A 16,258-nucleotide genomic window follows, 5' to 3' on the forward strand; every position below is an offset into this window, starting at 1 on the left:
AAGTACCATGATCAATGCCTCGCGCTTGCAAGATCATACTCCTGCAAGCGCAAAAGGAGCAATTATGACACAACTACCAAAAGGTGGCGGTTATCTTCTCGGCAGCACCGATCCGAAAAATATATTTACTCCCGAGGATTTTAATGACGAACATCGAATGATTGCTGAAACCCTCTCCCGTTTTCTTGAGGAAAGAATATTTCCGAGAATGGAGGAGATGGACGCCAAGCAAGAAGGTCTGATGCGAGAGTTCCTTGTGGAAGCTGGAGAACTTGGTCTCTTAGGAGCTGACATACCCGAGGAGTATGGCGGTTCGGAAATTGATGAAATATTTTCGACGATTATAGCAGAAAAACTTGGTGCAACAGGTGCATTTGCTATTGGTCATGGTGGCCATTGCGGTATCGGCAACTTACCCATTGTCTATTTTGGCAATGAAGATCAAAAAAGTCGGTACCTGCCCAACATAGCAACAGCCGAGAAAATATCGGCGTACGCCCTGACCGAACCTGGATCCGGCTCAGACGCCCTGTCTGCCAAAACGAAGGCTGTATTAAGCCCAGATGGAAAGCACTATATTTTAAACGGTGATAAAACCTTTATCTCCAATGCCGGTATCGCTGATATGTTCATTGTCTATGCAAAAATAGATGGTGAGAAGTTCAGCGCTTTTATCGTTGACGCTCATACTGATGGCCTGACCACGGGGGCGGAAGAGAAAAAAATGGGCCTTAAGGGTTCATCGACCCGCAGTGTCTTTTTCGACAATGTAAAAGTACCGGTTGAAAATTTACTGTACAAACCTGGGAAAGGACATGTCGTAGCCTTCAACATATTGAACATCGGCAGACACAAGGCCGCTGCCAACTCGGTTGGTGCGGCTAAATATGCCCTGGATCTTTCTGCCACCTATGCCAACGAGCGAAAACAATTCAAGGTGCCAATCGCCCAGTTCGGGATGATCAAGGAAAAGCTGGCAGAAATGGCCACGCGCATTTATGCGGCAGAGAGTACTGTCTATCGAACTGGCGGCCTGCTGACAGAGATGATCAACACTCTCGACCCGAGCGGTCCCGATGGCTATAAAGTCATTGCCGAGGGTATTGAGGAATATGCCGTCGAATGTTCACTTGAAAAGGTGTTTGCCACAGAGATGGAGGCGTTTGTTGTTGATGAGGGGGTACAGATCCATGGTGGGTATGGCTACATTGCCGAGTATCCCATTGAAAGATTATATCGTGATGCCAGGATACGAAGAATCTTTGAAGGTACCAATGAGATCAACAGGATAATTATTCCCACGACGTTGTTCAGGCGCGCCGCCAGGGGTGGATTCCCACTCAAGGATGCCATGAAAGAATTGAAAGTGTATCTCAACGGCGAAACGGTAGCCCGCGAAAATCCCGGTGATGTTGTTCAAGCAATCAAGGATGTTTTTTTATTCGTTATGGGTGTGTCGTATGAACGATATGGCGATGAAATCCTGAAGCAGCAGGAAATTCTTGGTCGACTGGCAGATCTTGCCATTCAAGCCTACACTACCGAAAGTACCTGGCTTCGAACCCAGAAGACTGCGGCAGCCAATGGCCAGAATGCAAAGCTCAAGACCAACATGGCCACAGCATTTATCTATACGACAGTGGAGAAAACTTCACTGGCAGCCCGGGAAATAATCGCAACTCTGGTAACAGGGAGCGAATTGGTGAATATGCAAAGCGATCTGAACAAGCTGCTCAACTACACACCAATTGATATCATTTCGTTACGACAAAAAATTGCTGGCGCAATCTCTGCAGCCGGCAAGTATGTTTCCTGACAATAGTGATGACGAACTGGCAGATCTATTTACGATAAGCACTTGGCTCTCACTTGAGCTAAGTGCTTTTTTGGTGAGCTATGGGATATGGTCTATTGTTCTCGGCGATATGCTCTCATATCAAAATGTTGCAGCGACAACTGGTTCAAACGCTAGACACCATGTTGGATACAGATTTCCAGAACAGTACCGATATGATCCTCCATGGCCTGTCGCGCCCGGATTGGATCGTGGTTGACGATTGCCTCGAAAATCTCCTCGTGCTGTGCATCTATCAATTGGTCGATATGGAGTGATTCCAGAAGATTTGTGTACGAGTAGGACATTGCGTAGTTCTGGACCTCGTAAAAACTCTTCATGAGGTGGATCTGCACCACGTTCTTGCTGGCGTAGGCGATATTCATGTGAAAGCTGATATCGGTATTGATGCTGATCTCATGTTCGACCCGTTCTTTTTTCATCCGTTCAAGAACAGCCTTCAGCAATCGGATATCTTCGTCAGTCGCTCTTTTTGCAGCCAGTTCTGCGCTCTTCGCCTCCAGGGCCATACGAATTTCCTGGATATCAGCTATACTGTAAACCTCACAGTTAAGGGCCTGAAGCAGAGGCTTTTTGTCGAGCCCCTGTTCCCGGTCGAGAACAAACACCCCAACTCCACGACGACTTTCAACGAGCCCCTGACTGATCAGTCGCTGAACAGCGGTACGAATGGTCGGTCGTCCCACTTTGAAGAGTTGAGACAGGTCACGTTCTGAGAGTAAGCGCCCTCCCGCTTCAATCTCCCCGCGGTAAATCATATCGCGAAGTTGTTCATAAACCTGATCGGCAACGTTACGGTGTTTTACCGGCTTGATCATCGAATCATCTCCTGGCATGCAACACTGCTAATTAACGTTTTTTTCGCTCGTGACTCAGGTGGTATTACCACATAACCGCAAGAGTTGCAATGCTTTGCAATATACTGAGGATTGTATACACAAATAATCGCCAAAGTACATAATAATAGCAAAGAAAAATGTATTGCATATTACATGTAAATATGCAACTATCTGAGTACAAATTGGCAATACATGTTTTCCACTATGAGTTCAGAGGGTCGTTACCATCATGAATCAGCGAAGGAAACAGTTCACAGGATCAGACGCTTTTCTCCGCTCCCAGGCCGGCATTCTTCCGATGTCGCTTCCTCTTGCCTGGAAACTCCTGACCTTGGCCGATTTCTCCGAGACAACAACTCATTCTGATGCCAGCTCCATGGCCATTGAGGCGTTACAAACACCACATGGCGCTCCCCCCCTGGATCAACAACTCAAACCGCATCACACGGTCTGCATCCTCATCGAAGATCTGACGAGAACCTCACCGAAAAAGGAGATTCTCAAAGTTGTCCTCAATATCTTGCGAAATATCGGTATACCCTCAGGGAATATCGTCGTAGTCATAGCACTCGGTACCCATCGTCCACTGTCTCACGAGGAACTGGCAGGCGCTTTTGGCCCGGAGATTGTGGCGGAATATTCGTTTGTCAATCACGATTGCCATGCTGCCGACCTGATACAAATCGGCCAATTGGCAGACGGTACTGCAGTGAAAATCAACCGCCTCGCCTATTCCGCCGATTTCCGCATCGGTATCGGCTCAATTTTCCCGCATCCCTTAAACGGTTTCGGTGGCGGCGGCAAGATTCTCTTTCCCGGGGTTGCAGATTACGATTCGATTTTCAAGCACCACCTGCGCCACAGTTTTCGAGGCAACAGTGCTCTCGGCATCCTGGGCGGCAATGATTTTCATGATGAAATCAACGCAATGGCCACGGCAGGCCGGTTGAATTTTATCGTCAACAGTGTCCTCAATCACAAGGACCTTCTCCATCAGGTTGTTGCAGGGGATCCGATTGTTGCTCACAAGGCCGGAACAGAGATATGTCGAGCTATCACATCCAGACAATTTGAACAAAAAGCGGATGTGACGATTATCTCATCCTTTCCCTACACCGAGGGGCCACAGATCATGAAGCCGCTTGCTCCGGCGGAAATGATTACCCGGCCCGGCGGCACGATCATCCTCTATGCGGATTGCCGCTCTCCCCTCCCCGAGCACTATTTTTCAGCCTGTCAAAAATTCAGGAGTGAACATGGCGGAGATCTGCGCCAGGCAGTGCTTACGTATTTCGCTGATGGTCGACCAATCATGGCTGATGCCCCGCCTGAACTGAACATGTCCATGGCTCAGGCAATGCTCGCCCAAAGTGACTTTAACGTCATCCTTGTTACGGGTGACATCTCGGCCGACCAGATCGCCCGAATTGGCTTTCAGCACGCGGCAACCCTGCAGGATGCTCTGCTTCTGGTCGCAGAAGATCATGCTGAGGCAACGGTCAATATCGTTCCTGCTGGCGGGGTTATCCTGCCTGCTTTTCATTCATCATAACAAGTACTTTCATTGTTATCGGCGACAAAGCACAAATGTTAATAACAAACAAAAAGGAGGAAGACTGAAAAACCCTAGAATCTCGACGATCCCTAATTTTATTAGACCAGCTGGGGGAGTAACAACACTCCGATAGTATCGGGAAACTTTTTAAAAGGAAGGAATAACGATGAAAAAACTTTTATTCAGCTGCACAGTACTTTCCCTCATTCTTAGTTTCTGTAGCGTCTCGTTTGCCGAAAGAAAATTAAAATTGGGTGTCGTGGCACCTCCAAGCCACCCAGAGGTATTAGCAGGACAGGCTTTTGCTGATTATGTCAAAGAAAAAACCAATGGAGAGATTCAGCTTGATGTCTTCCCTATGGGTACACTCGGCGGGGAACGTTCCATGGCAGAACAGGTTCAGGGCGGTACCCTCGACATGATGCACTGCACGACCGCCGTTTTGTCAAACTTTGTACCTGAAGTCGCTCTTTTTGATCTCCCCTTCCTCTGGCCATCAAGAGAAGTAGCCTACAAAGTCCTGGCCGATCCTGAGTTCTTTAAAATCTTTGCAGATGCCTTCCCTCAAAAAGGTCTTGTTATGATTGGCTATGGGGAAAACGAATTTCGTGACATCACCAATATAGACCGTGAGGTTCGCCTTCCTGAAGATGTTAAGGGCATGAAAATACGAGTAATGGAATCACCTGTCTATCTCGAGACGTGGAAAACACTTGGAGCGAGTCCTGTGCCTATGCCTTTTCCAGAGGTGTATAACGCATTGCAACAGGGTGTAATTAATGCTCAGGAGAATCCACTCATGACTTCTGTAATGGTCAAATTTACTGAAGTCTGTCCTTTCGCGACGAAGCTTGATTACTCGCTTCAGGAAACAATTCAAATGGTGAACATAGATCTTTGGGAAAGTTTTACCCCTGAGCAGCAGCAGATTTTTCGCGAGGCTGCCGAGCTGAGCATCAAAGTCAATCGTGAAGGCAGCGCTAAAATGATGCCTGGGATAATCGACAAGCTGAAAGCAGAGGGAAAAGTCAAAGTCACCTATTTGACTCCTGAGGAGAGAGCGGAATGGAATAAAGCTGTTCAGCCTGTCTATGCCACATTCGAGGAAAAAGTTGGCAAGATTCCTAACAAGCCAGAATACGGCAAATACGCAGGAATGACTTATCTGCAGATGATTCAAGACAAAGTTAAGCAATATCAATAAACGTAAGTGTGAAATTGCCAATGGTGACGAGATCTCTCGTCCCATTGGCAATCACAATGATTAAGCTCGGGATGCCTTCATGAAAAAGCTGCTCCAAAAATTGTATACTTACGAAGAGTTGTTCATCGGCTATGCCCTGGTTCTTATAGCAACCGTGGCCACAATCCAGGTGTTCATGAGATATACGCTTGGCATCGCTTATGACTGGGTAGATGAATGCTCAAGGTATATGTGTATTCTCATCACCTTTGTTGGTGCAGGGGTCTGCGCCAGATATGGCAGTCATTTCTGCATGGATGCACTGCTGCAGTATGTGCCCAATCGTTTCAAGCATCTCCTTAAAATGTTGGCAAATCTCGTGTCTACTCTGACTCTGGTTGTCGTCTGCTATTATGCCTGGATTCAGATTGAAAAATTGCATAGATTTGGAGCGACGACTCCATCACTGGGAATTCCAATGTATGTCCCCTACCTGCCATTAGGCATTTTTACCGCTGTAATAGCTATCCAATTTTTCGTTAAAACGGTCATCCATGTAAACGGATTCGTTCAGAATACTCCCTACCAAAACGACCAGGGGGTACACTGATGTTAACATTTATGGTCTGTTTGTTTGTGATACTTCTGGTTATTTCTACACCAATCGCCATTATCATGTTGGCGGTTACCGGTGCGACCCTGTTTTTTTATCTGGGCATACCCCTGCAGGCCCTGGTGCAACAACTCTTCAATGGAATGGATAACTTCATCCTGCTGGCCATTCCATTCTTTATTCTGGCCGGCAACATTATGGCCCAAGGCTCAATCTCCAGAAAACTCGTCAATGTCATGCAGTTGGTTGTCGGGAGAGTCCCCGGCGGAATGGCGATTTCGTCTGTCCTGGCCTGTGTTTTTTTTGCAGCAATATCAGGTTCAAGCCCAGCCACGGTGATTGCGATTGGCTCGATCATGATCCCGGCACTGATTAAGCATGGTCATGATGAGGATTTCAGCATTGGACTCCTCACTTCCGCCGGGTCGATGGGAATACTGATTCCACCTTCCATTCCTATGGTCCTGTATGCCTTGGTCATGAATGTCTCGGTTGGCAAGATGTTCATGGCAGGATTTATGCCCGGCCTTCTTATCGGAGGACTGTTGATTGTTTACTCCGTTATACTCTCCAAAAAGCATGGTTGGGGTGCAGGGAGAACGTATGCTAAAGGTGAGAGGTGGGCAATATTGTTGGATGCCTCATGGGGATGCGCTATGCCTGTCCTGGTTCTGGGAGGCATCTATTCTGGAGTTTTCACTCCGACCGAAGCCGCTGCTGTCTCTGTTATCTATGCCTTGCTTGTTGAATTTTTCATCTACAAGGACATGGACCTGAAGAAATTCAATAAAATCCTAAGGGATTCTGTGATTCTTTCTTCAGCACTGCTTTTCATTATCGCCTGTGCAATGACCTTTATCTGGCTCCTGACTCGTGAGACGATACCTCAAATTGCCGCGGATTTTCTAACGACACACATCCAGAATAAATATGTATTTCTTTTCATTATCAATATCTTTCTGCTGTTGATCGGCTGCGTCATGGATATCGTTTCCGCAATCATTGTGATATCCCCGATCCTGCTGATAGCTTTGGAAAAATTTGATATCGACCTGATACATTATGGCATAATCATGATCGTCAATATTGAACTCGGCTTTCTTACCTTTCCCTTCGGCCTCAACCTGTTTGTCGCCATGGGAATAACAGGCAAATCACTGACTCAGATTGGCCGGGCGGTTATGCCGTTCCTGGCCCTGTTGATTGTCGGGCTTATGATGGTAACCTACATCCCCACAATCTCACTGTGGTTACCAAGCGTGCTGTAAATAATTGCAATATAGTTACTTTTTTTCTTCCTCGATCACAAAATTAAGCTTCTGATTTTTTTTATGTAAAGCAAATAACTCAAACAACGGTTGCACCAGACAGGGGACGACCATGACGGAAAAAGCTGACGCCGCGAAGAGTGAGAAACAGATCAGGGCCATGATCGAGGAGCTGCGGGGAGCTGTAGAAGGTGAAGTGAGGTTCGACAGTCTGAGTCGTCAGTTGTACAGCACTGACGCCTCAGATTTTCGCAAAGAACCTGTCGGGGTCGTTATCCCCCGTCATGTCGAGGATATCCAAATGGCAATGCAAATTGCCGGACGGTACAGCATCCCGGTTATTCCCCGAGGTGGCGGCTCAAGCGTTTCCGGGCAAACGGTCGGCCTAGGCCTGGTTATCGATCACTCCAAATATCTCAACAAAATCATACACATCAGTCCAGAGGCGAGATGGGCTGAAGTTGAGTCCGGCGTGGTGCTTGATGTCCTCAACGCCGCCCTGGCCAAACATGGGTTGATGGTCGGGCCTGATCCTTCATCAAGTGCCGTCGCGACCATCGGCGGCATGGCCGGTAATAACTCCACCGGTGCTCACTCTTTCGTTTATGGGATGATGGCCGACCATATCCAGGCTCTGGAGGTAGTACTGGCCGACGGTTCTCTGGTCCGACTTGAAGAGAAGAGCGTGGATGAGCAGGACACTCTCGCGAAGAAAGAGAGCCTTGAAGGGCGAATGTACCTGAAGATTCCAAGGCTGATCAGTCGATACCAAGAAGATATACGTACCGGTTTCCCGAAGACCTGGCGTAATGTTGCCGGTTACGGCCTCGACCGGATGTTAAAGCAGCTGGATGAGCAGAAAACACTCAACCTGGCACCGCTTGTGGTCGGTAGTGAGGGGACATTGGCGACAATCACCAAGGTGCGCCTTGGTCTTGTCGAACGCCCCAGTTTTGCTCGATTGGTCATTCCTCATTTCCGCGACCTTGAAAGTGCCTTGCAAGCCGTGCCGGTGATTCTGAAACACCAGGTGGCGGCAGTGGAACTGATGACCGCCCCCACCTTGAAACTTGCCGGCGACCACCCTGTGATAGGGTCGCGACTGCGCATGTTCGTTGAAGGCCAACCTGGGGCAATTCTCATTATCGAAGTAGCTGGCGCAGACGAGGTTGAACTGGCCGAACGAATCGAACAACTGGAAGTTGAGCTAAGGAATGTTGGTTTCACTGACTATGTCAGCCACGCGAACACAAGCGAGGAAATTGCTCGAGTCTGGGGGATTCGCAAGGCGATTTTCGGACTGATCATGAGTAAACCCGGCGACGACAAAAGGGTCTGGGTGATCGACGATGCCAGCGTTCCTGTCGAGGAGATGACCGGCTATACCGAGGATGTGGTCAAAGCAGGCCGTAAATTCGGTATGCAGATCAACTTTGATGCCCATGCCTCGGCCGGCTGTCTGCATATGGGGCTCGACATAAATCTGCGGACCCCGGAGGGATTGCGGACCATGGAACTCCTCTGCAAGGAGATCATGACCATTGCCATTGCCCATGGCGGCTCTACCACAGGTGAACACGGCGAGGGGCTGGCCCGCAGTTATTTTAACAAGCAATTGTACGGATCTCGTCTGCATCAGGCATTCGTTGAAGTTAAAGAGATTTTCGACCCTGCCGGTCTTCTCAACCCCGGCAAGGTGGTTGGAGACGTCATTGCCCCCTGGGATACCGGTTGGCTGAAATATTCCCCGGGCTACCGCACTCCCTATGCTCCAAAACAGACACATCTTGATTTTTCACACTATGGCGGTTTTGCCGGCCTGGTTGAGATGTGCAATGGCCAGGGAATCTGCAGATCCCAGGTATCTGGAACAATGTGTCCTTCTTTCAGGGTAACCCATGACGAAAAGGACACCACCCGTGGCCGGGCCAATATCCTGCGAGCGGCAATGACCGGGCTACTTGGTCCCGAGGGACTCACCTCGCCTGAAGTATACGAGGCTCTGGACCTCTGCCTGGCCTGCAAAGCTTGTCGCAACGGGTGTTCAACCCGTGTCGATATGGCAAAGCTCAAGTATGAGTTTCTCGCCATTTACCAAAAACAGCATGGAATTCCCCTACGTAGCAGAATAGTCGGCCATATGGCGGATTCATCCCGACTGGCCGCCAAGATGCCGTTGCTTGCCAATCGCCTCTATAAAAATAGGAGCTTTAAGAAACTGCTCGACCGCACGATCGGCTTTGATGAGCGTCGCGAACTGCCGTCAATTGCATCCCCAACCTTCGACCATTGGTACAGGAGCGAGTTCAAGCAAGCTGAGGCATCACGTGGCCCGGTTCTGCTCTGGGATGACTGCTATCTCACGTACAACCGGCCGGAACTGGGCCGAGCAGCCGTCAAGATTCTGGCGGCGATGGGATATCAGGTCTTATGTCAGGACGGACGCAGTTGCTGTGGCCGGCCGATGATTTCCAAAGGGCTCCTCGAAGACGCTGCAAAACTGGCCCGTCACAATATCGCCCTACTTGTCAAGCACGCAAGCCGGGGGACACCTATCATTGGAGTTGAGCCGAGCTGTATCGCTTGCTTCCGTGACGAATACCCGGATTTGATACGAAGTGAAGACGCACGTCTGGTGGCAAATGCCAGCGTATTCTTTGAAGAGTTTGTTACCCAGCCGGAAAATATTGAGGTGCTGCGTGCAGCTCTTGGTGAAAAAGATAAGGGCCGTAAAATCCTGGTTCATAGCCATTGCTATCAGAAATCGATGGGCACCGCGGCGAACGTTGTAGCGATGCTGGGACTTATCCCAGGAGGCACGGTCGAGGAGATCCCCAGCGGCTGTTGTGGAATGGCCGGATCCTTCGGCTACGAAAAGGAGCATTACGAGGTGTCGATGGCCATCGGCGAACAGGTTCTCTTCCCGGCTGTGCGAGCTGCAGGAGACGAGACGATCATCGTGGCTGCAGGAACGTCCTGTCGGGAACAGATCAAGGACGGTACGGGTCGCCGACCATTACATCCCATTGAGGTTCTTGCCGAAGCATTGACCTGAAAATAGACAGAGAAAAAAATGTTGACAGTGGGGTTATTCGAGCCTTCCACGTAACGGAACATTGCGCCCAATTCCAAAGTAATCACATTTATCTGAAATATATAGCTTTTTCTTGAACGCCTCATGAAATAGCAACGTCTCCAGCAATGCGGAGACCTGCAAGGTCGGACAGTCGGTCCTCGTAGGTTCTTGAGTTACGGACACCAATCCGAAACCATGACCACTCCAATACGTAAGGCCCTATCCACTCATATTGTGTGGTCTTCAGGAAGAATCGGTCAGGGCAATGAATTATGCAAGGGCATGATAGTTCTTTCAAACACACCCATGCCTGATCCAGCGTTTCTTATGTCAGGAGAAACGCTTGAAGGATTCAAAGGTTTTTGCTGTGGCACCGTAAGGCGTATTGAATGGGCAGTAACACTGTGGAAAATGCGCTTTTGCGGGTTTTATCTCAAATTTCAATTGCAAAAGGAGGAAGGCGATCAAAAAAGACAATGGTGAAAGCTGGTTACAGTTAAAATCTTTTTTATGAATAGAAAACTCAAAGAGGTTGACATGATGAACAATTTTATCTTCAGAATTGCCACCTGCTGCATGCTTTATACAATGGTCTGCTTGGGCGGAAGTTCTTTTGCTGAAGAACCGTCCCCGTATAACAGTGGTGGATTGAACATCCCAGAAGCTGTTTTTTTGCCTGCCGGAGCGCGTATTCCTGCCGTCCACGTTGAACCCACAGAAATTTTTAAGGATGTCTATTTCATAGGCACCACCTCTGTTGGATGTATGCTGTACAACACCAAAGACGGCATCGTCATGTGGGACGCAATGAATAACACAGACGATATGATCAACATCCTTGAGCCTGATATGGCAGCGCTTGGTTTGGACCCAGCCGACATCAAACTCGTTATGATCTCTCATGGGCATGGCGATCATTATGGCGGCGCGAAGTATATTCAGGATACATATGGGGCAAAAGTCTATATGGCCCAGGCTGACGAAGAACTGATGAAATGGGACCGGAATGGCAATCCCACTCAGCACCCTATTATCGATAAATACTTGAAGGATGGTCACAAAATTTCCTTGAAAGGTAATCTTGGCCAGAAGAAGGGTTTCACTAAGGGCAATAAGAATGGGCATAGCAATGGCAACCAAGGAAACCGCGCGGACGTGGTATTTGATATTATTGCCACTCCAGGCCACACAGCAGGTTCCATGTCTTTTGCCGTACCGGTTACTGCATTCGACGGTAGCGAGCATGTTTTAGTCAACTGGGGTGGCACAGGCATGCCAGGATCACTGGAAGCCAGTTATACCTATCGTGACTCTGTCGAGAAATTTGCCGCTTTCTGTGAAGAAAAAGGCGCCGATGTAGAGTTGAGCATGCACCCGTTTGTCGATTACTCGACCTTAAAGATATCGCAAATTCGTGAATACGGTCAGTCTGATCCAATGGTACGCGGTACCGATGGTGTGCAGTTTTTCATGTCTGCTCTTAAAGCACAGGTGAATCAAAATATAACCAAGTTTACAGCTGATCCGAACTGGGACCCACGAGCAGAAACATACGAGACGTTTGGTTATGGTGCGGATATACTTTTTGTCCCTAACATCATCTACACCCCACCGATTACTGCCCTTGCTATCCCTGGAGACCATGTTGAACCATTGGAGATTTTTAAAAACGTCTATTATATCGGCAAGACATTTGTTGGCTGTCTGCTTTTCAAAACAGAAGATGGCATCATTATGTGGGATGCGCTGTTCCCCGAAGATGTAACTGGGGATACAGCCTTTTTCGAAGAGGATATGGCAACCCTTGGTCTCGACCCCAACGACATTAAGCTTATCATGATTTCCCATGGTCACGGGGATCATTTTGGTGGTGCGAAGTATCTCCAGGATACCTATGGAGCAGAAGTCATGATCTCTGCGGAGGACAAAGGAATGATGTCTATGCCAGGTCCAGGTGGTCTCATAGCTCCTCCTGTTATTGACGGTTACCTCACCGATGGTGGTGTAGTAACTTTTGGTGGCTTGACTTTTGAATTTGCAGCAACTCCAGGTCATACTCCTGGCTCCATGTCCTTCGTTGTTCCTGTCACTGCCTTTGATGGCAGCGAACATAAGCTCGCCAACTGGGGCGGCACCAACTACCCAAAAGATATCGCAGGAATGCTGAATTATAAAAATTCCGTAGCGTACTTCTCTGACTTTATTGCAGAAAGAAATGTAGATGTTGAGTTCAGTGTCCATCCGTTTGTTGACCAGTCACTACTGAAACTTGACAAGGTCCGTGAAACCGGTTCCTCGGACGCGTTTATCTATGGCGAGGAGAGCGTACAATTCTTCTTTGATTGTCTCGACTACGCGGTATCTCAGAAAATCGCTGAGGTTGAATAACGATAATTCAACCTCTTGGATAGTTACAGCGAGCGCCTTTTGATAAAGAAGTCGTTTTCCTCCCTTTTCAGGAAGGGAGGAAAACGAGGTTGCAAAAATATTTTATTGGGAGAAAAAAATGAAAAGAAAAGTCTTGAATTTTTTGGCTGTCTCTCTTTGTCTGAGCTGGGGAATTTCGATGCCGGCGGTGGCCCAGGATCCTGCCAAAATCTGGCTACGCCAGGGCCCTAACAAGTTGATGGACACGCCGGTGGTTATGGAACAGATGGATATAGCGCGTGATCTAGCGGGAGATGATCCGTATTTTCTTACAACCCAGCGTCTGCAGTGTAATGATATTGACGATACTTACACCATAGTAGGACCTCCTGGATTTAATGGATCATTTACTGGAGCCCCTCCCGCGTGGAAAGAGGTGCCTGCCGTACCCACACAGGTGTTTGACAATGTGTATTATGTGGGAGGCATGGAGGTTGGTGGCTGGTTAATCGATACCGGAGACGGGTACATCATGCTCGACTCGTCTTATGACTATGGCGTTGAAGAGATCCTTCTGCCCAACATGGAGAAACTCGGCTTGGATCCCGCGCAGGTTAAATACATCATGATTACACATGGAAGCATAGGTAGAGGTGGTGGTGATCACGCTGGCGGGGTCAAGTATTTCAACGAAACATACGGCACAAAGATAGTCCTGAGTGGGCCGGAATGGGCCAAGAGCGACCAGACATCAATTGACCATGACGATGTCATTGTCCCAACAGACGGACAAACGCTGACCTTGGGAGATACGACGGTTACGATGGTTAATACCCCACGAAGCGTTGGTGGAGGAGGACTATCCTATTTCATCCCTGTCAAAATCAAGGGAAAACAGCACCTGTGGGCGACCTATGGAAATACAGGCATTAACAGCCCACTGGCAAATATAGAGGTTTATCTGGCTTCTATGGAGAAGTGGTTTACTTATCTGGATAATTTAGAGCCGGATATTGCAATAAGTAGTCATCCATTTGTGGATGGATCGCTTGATCGTATGGCGTTAATTCGAGAATGTAACGACAGAAGTGGCAACAAGAATAAGTGGAAAGGTCATGGTGGCTGGCAAAATCAAGAATGTCAACGCAATCCATTTCTGATTGGGAAAGAGGGTGCCAGACGCTACTTCGAAATCATGGATCAGTGTGCATATGTACGGTATATGCGCGAGGCAGCCGGGATAAGTAATACTGGGCTTGCGTGTTTAAACGGATTGGATGCTGATGGTAACTGTTTGCCATTGCCATAAGAAGGGGGAAGGCACAAAGGGCAATATCGAAGAAATCGGGCCCCGGACGCCCAAACCTTTGCTTGATACGCAAAGACGTGACCTGACACGTTGACAATGATGGAGGAAAAGCGATGGGTGTGACACAGCCTGGCTGAGTCACACCCTTCGAAGCAAAGCCTCTGAATCAGCCGTTAAAGGGTAAAGAAGAACCAGTCGGAGTTTCCCAATGAGCGTGGTACTCATAGCAGAATGTTTGACTGCCAATATTGCAACCCACCCCATTGTATTGCAGGCTTCGCACTTGCGGCTTCCGAAGTATCGACATGGTTGACCGTATCTCCAATTCTTAAGACTCCAGACTCTTCAACCACTGCTTTTCCAGCTTTATCATTACTCCAGTGATCTTTTCCGCATGCTTTTTGGCAAGCGTTGCTGCCAGGTTGGAGTCGCGACTTTTCAAAGCTGCAAAAATCTCTTCGTGGTCCTGGTCATCGTGAGCCTGAAAATATTCTGGTTGAATATTAATCGCGAAAACTTCCATGAAATCGAAAATGATCTGCATGAAACGAAGATAGATCGGGCTGCCGGAAGCTTTTGCCACAAGACGGTGAAAGTCGGAGTGGAGCTTGATTTTGAGCTTCTGATCTTTAGTCACAGTCGCATCATGGACCACCTCTTCCATTTCTTGCAGCTGTTCTTCTGTGGCATTTTGCGCTGCCAGACGGAAAACTTCCGGCTCGAGGAGAAAACGGGCCTGGGTCAAATCGGCCATTGAGAGTTTGCCAATCCTAAGCAAGTCTTCCAGGTTATCCCTGATCGAAATATTACTCAGATCAGTGACATAGGTACCGCCGCGACTGCCACGGCGGACATCAAGAAAACCCTGGATCTGCAAGACCCGCAGCGCTTCGCGCAGGACCGGTCGGCTTACACCTAATTGGAGCGACAACTCTTTTTCACTTGGCAGCGACTGACCAGGACTGAAATCACCCCGAAAAATTGCATCCTTTATGGAGTTCATGGCCTCTATATACAGATTCTGAGGCCGACCGACATTTCGTAGCTGTTGTACCATATTGATCCAGTAGCACCGCTGAAGGTGGCTAACCTTATTGATAAAACCTTTTTATATAAGGCGACTCTTCAAAAGAGCTAGAAGCAGGTCGCCGTCGGTAACAGAATTTCCCTGTTCGAGGTACATTTTCTGCAAACATTTTCATTTGCTTCGAAACCAACATACCAATTCCTTGATGAAAGTTAATCTCTTTAGGATGATATTTTGATGTATTGTCGAAAATAGAGTAGTTTAGAATAGACTACGTATGAACAGTTTTGACCAGGTGGTCTGGCCTGAAATGGCCACCTGGCTGCCCAATAAGGTGTTTTGATCATGCTGGGGCAGGACGCTTTCTTTCACTCCATTGGAGGAAGACGTTCATAGGACACATCAAGTGTAATGTCAAAATGCGTTCTCAACGTATCTAGGTATGAGGGGCCATCAACGAGTTCGCGGATATGTTCACCTTTGGAGGTCCGTTGCCTGAGTGTCCTGTTAAACAGGGAAACATCTCCATCCGACGTTGGCCGCGCTGCCACCCGATTCGAGGTAAAAACAGAAGCCGGATGAGTTGCGGCATAGTGGTTGCCATAAATAATATCACCGGCACAAACATGTCCCAGATCAAAACTGTAGAGATTCTGCCACTCAGCTTCTTTCAGGTGCTGCAGCATTATCCCAAAAGGACCAGCGTCAGTGAGGCGAAATGACTGGCCATTAAACTGGACAAGACGATTACACTCCAGTGGAAGCGGACAAGGGGGAAATGGAACACCAAACCCGACATCGGCAATCCACTGTCTGCCCTGAATTGAGATAAGTGAAATCTGATGGCCGCGTCCCATTGGAGGCCCGCTCCGGTGCACCCTGGCCAATAACGGGCGTGCCTCAAACCCGAAACACTTGAGGGCGGCGAGAAAGAGGCCGTTTAACTCGAAGCAATACCCGCCACGCCCTCTGCGGACAATCTTGTCAAAAAGGCCATCCGGTTCAAGAGAAATACTCCCTTTAAGCAAGACGTCAAAATTCTCAAATGGGATATGAAACAGTTGGCCGCGCTGTAATGTTTCAAGACCCTCCTCTGAGACTTTCACATCACCGGAATGACCTATACGCTTCAGGTAGCTCTCTCTGTCAAATGAACAAGTATCCAC

At 48.3% G+C, this 16,258-nt stretch carries 12 protein-coding genes; 9 read left to right on the forward strand and 3 right to left on the reverse strand.

The features are described 5' to 3' along the window. The first annotated feature begins 64 nt into the window (after positions 1 to 64). On the forward strand, positions 65 to 1,816 hold the full coding sequence (locus BUF15_RS03205) for an acyl-CoA dehydrogenase family protein (protein WP_073612007.1): 1,752 nt from the start codon (positions 65 to 67) through the stop codon (positions 1,814 to 1,816). A 152-nt stretch (positions 1,817 to 1,968) separates the two neighbouring features. Here the strand turns inward: BUF15_RS03205 and BUF15_RS03210 are convergent, their stop codons facing one another. Then, entirely contained in the window at positions 1,969 to 2,673 is a 705-nt protein-coding gene (locus tag BUF15_RS03210) for a FadR/GntR family transcriptional regulator (protein ID WP_073612008.1), read from the reverse strand. A gap of 250 nt (positions 2,674 to 2,923) precedes the next feature. Between BUF15_RS03210 and BUF15_RS03215 the strand changes: the two genes are divergently transcribed. The 8 genes from BUF15_RS03215 (at position 2,924) to BUF15_RS03250 (ending at position 14,065) form a co-directional block, all read left to right on the forward strand. Next, the gene (locus tag BUF15_RS03215) at positions 2,924 to 4,246 is read left to right on the forward strand and encodes a lactate racemase domain-containing protein (protein WP_073612009.1); all 1,323 of its coding nucleotides are present in this window, start codon (positions 2,924 to 2,926) and stop codon (positions 4,244 to 4,246) included. 169 nt (positions 4,247 to 4,415) lie between these two features. Beyond that, positions 4,416 to 5,453 (forward strand): TRAP transporter substrate-binding protein DctP, encoded by a 1,038-nt coding sequence (dctP, locus tag BUF15_RS03220; protein WP_073612010.1) that lies wholly within the window; start codon positions 4,416 to 4,418, stop codon positions 5,451 to 5,453. A gap of 79 nt (positions 5,454 to 5,532) precedes the next feature. Then, a complete protein-coding gene (locus BUF15_RS03225; protein WP_073612011.1) occupies positions 5,533 to 6,042 on the forward strand; it encodes a TRAP transporter small permease in 510 nt (169 codons plus the stop codon). Further along, positions 6,042 to 7,313 carry a TRAP transporter large permease gene (locus BUF15_RS03230; RefSeq protein ID WP_073612012.1) on the forward strand — a complete coding sequence of 424 codons (1,272 nt, stop codon included), beginning with the start codon at positions 6,042 to 6,044 and terminating at the stop codon, positions 7,311 to 7,313. The genes BUF15_RS03225 and BUF15_RS03230 overlap by 1 nt, the downstream gene beginning before the upstream one ends. A 112-nt stretch (positions 7,314 to 7,425) precedes the next feature. Then, positions 7,426 to 10,368, forward strand: coding sequence for an FAD-binding and (Fe-S)-binding domain-containing protein (locus BUF15_RS03235; RefSeq protein WP_084553425.1), 2,943 nt, complete (start codon positions 7,426 to 7,428; stop codon positions 10,366 to 10,368). Between the two features lie 216 nt (positions 10,369 to 10,584). Continuing rightward, positions 10,585 to 10,872 carry a hypothetical protein gene (locus BUF15_RS03240; RefSeq protein WP_143170620.1) on the forward strand — a complete coding sequence of 96 codons (288 nt, stop codon included), beginning with the start codon at positions 10,585 to 10,587 and terminating at the stop codon, positions 10,870 to 10,872. Positions 10,873 to 10,926: 54 nt separating this feature from the next. Continuing rightward, a complete protein-coding gene (locus BUF15_RS03245) occupies positions 10,927 to 12,777 on the forward strand; it encodes an MBL fold metallo-hydrolase (protein ID WP_073612014.1) in 1,851 nt (616 codons plus the stop codon). Between the two features lie 118 nt (positions 12,778 to 12,895). Continuing rightward, on the forward strand, positions 12,896 to 14,065 hold the full coding sequence (locus BUF15_RS03250; RefSeq protein WP_073612015.1) for an MBL fold metallo-hydrolase: 1,170 nt from the start codon (positions 12,896 to 12,898) through the stop codon (positions 14,063 to 14,065). A 328-nt stretch (positions 14,066 to 14,393) separates the two neighbouring features. Here BUF15_RS03250 and BUF15_RS03255 read toward each other — a convergent pair whose 3' ends face one another. Both BUF15_RS03255 and BUF15_RS03260 read right to left on the reverse strand, forming a co-directional pair. Continuing rightward, positions 14,394 to 15,068, reverse strand: coding sequence for a FadR/GntR family transcriptional regulator (locus BUF15_RS03255; RefSeq protein WP_159441211.1), 675 nt, complete (start codon positions 15,066 to 15,068; stop codon positions 14,394 to 14,396). Between the two features lie 392 nt (positions 15,069 to 15,460). Then, positions 15,461 to 16,258, reverse strand: a complete 798-nt coding sequence (locus tag BUF15_RS03260; RefSeq protein ID WP_073612080.1) for an arylamine N-acetyltransferase family protein — start codon at positions 16,256 to 16,258, stop codon at positions 15,461 to 15,463.

The sequence above is a fragment of the Desulfopila aestuarii DSM 18488 genome, from assembly GCF_900143695.1.
GTDB lineage: Bacteria > Desulfobacterota > Desulfobulbia > Desulfobulbales > Desulfocapsaceae > Desulfopila > Desulfopila aestuarii.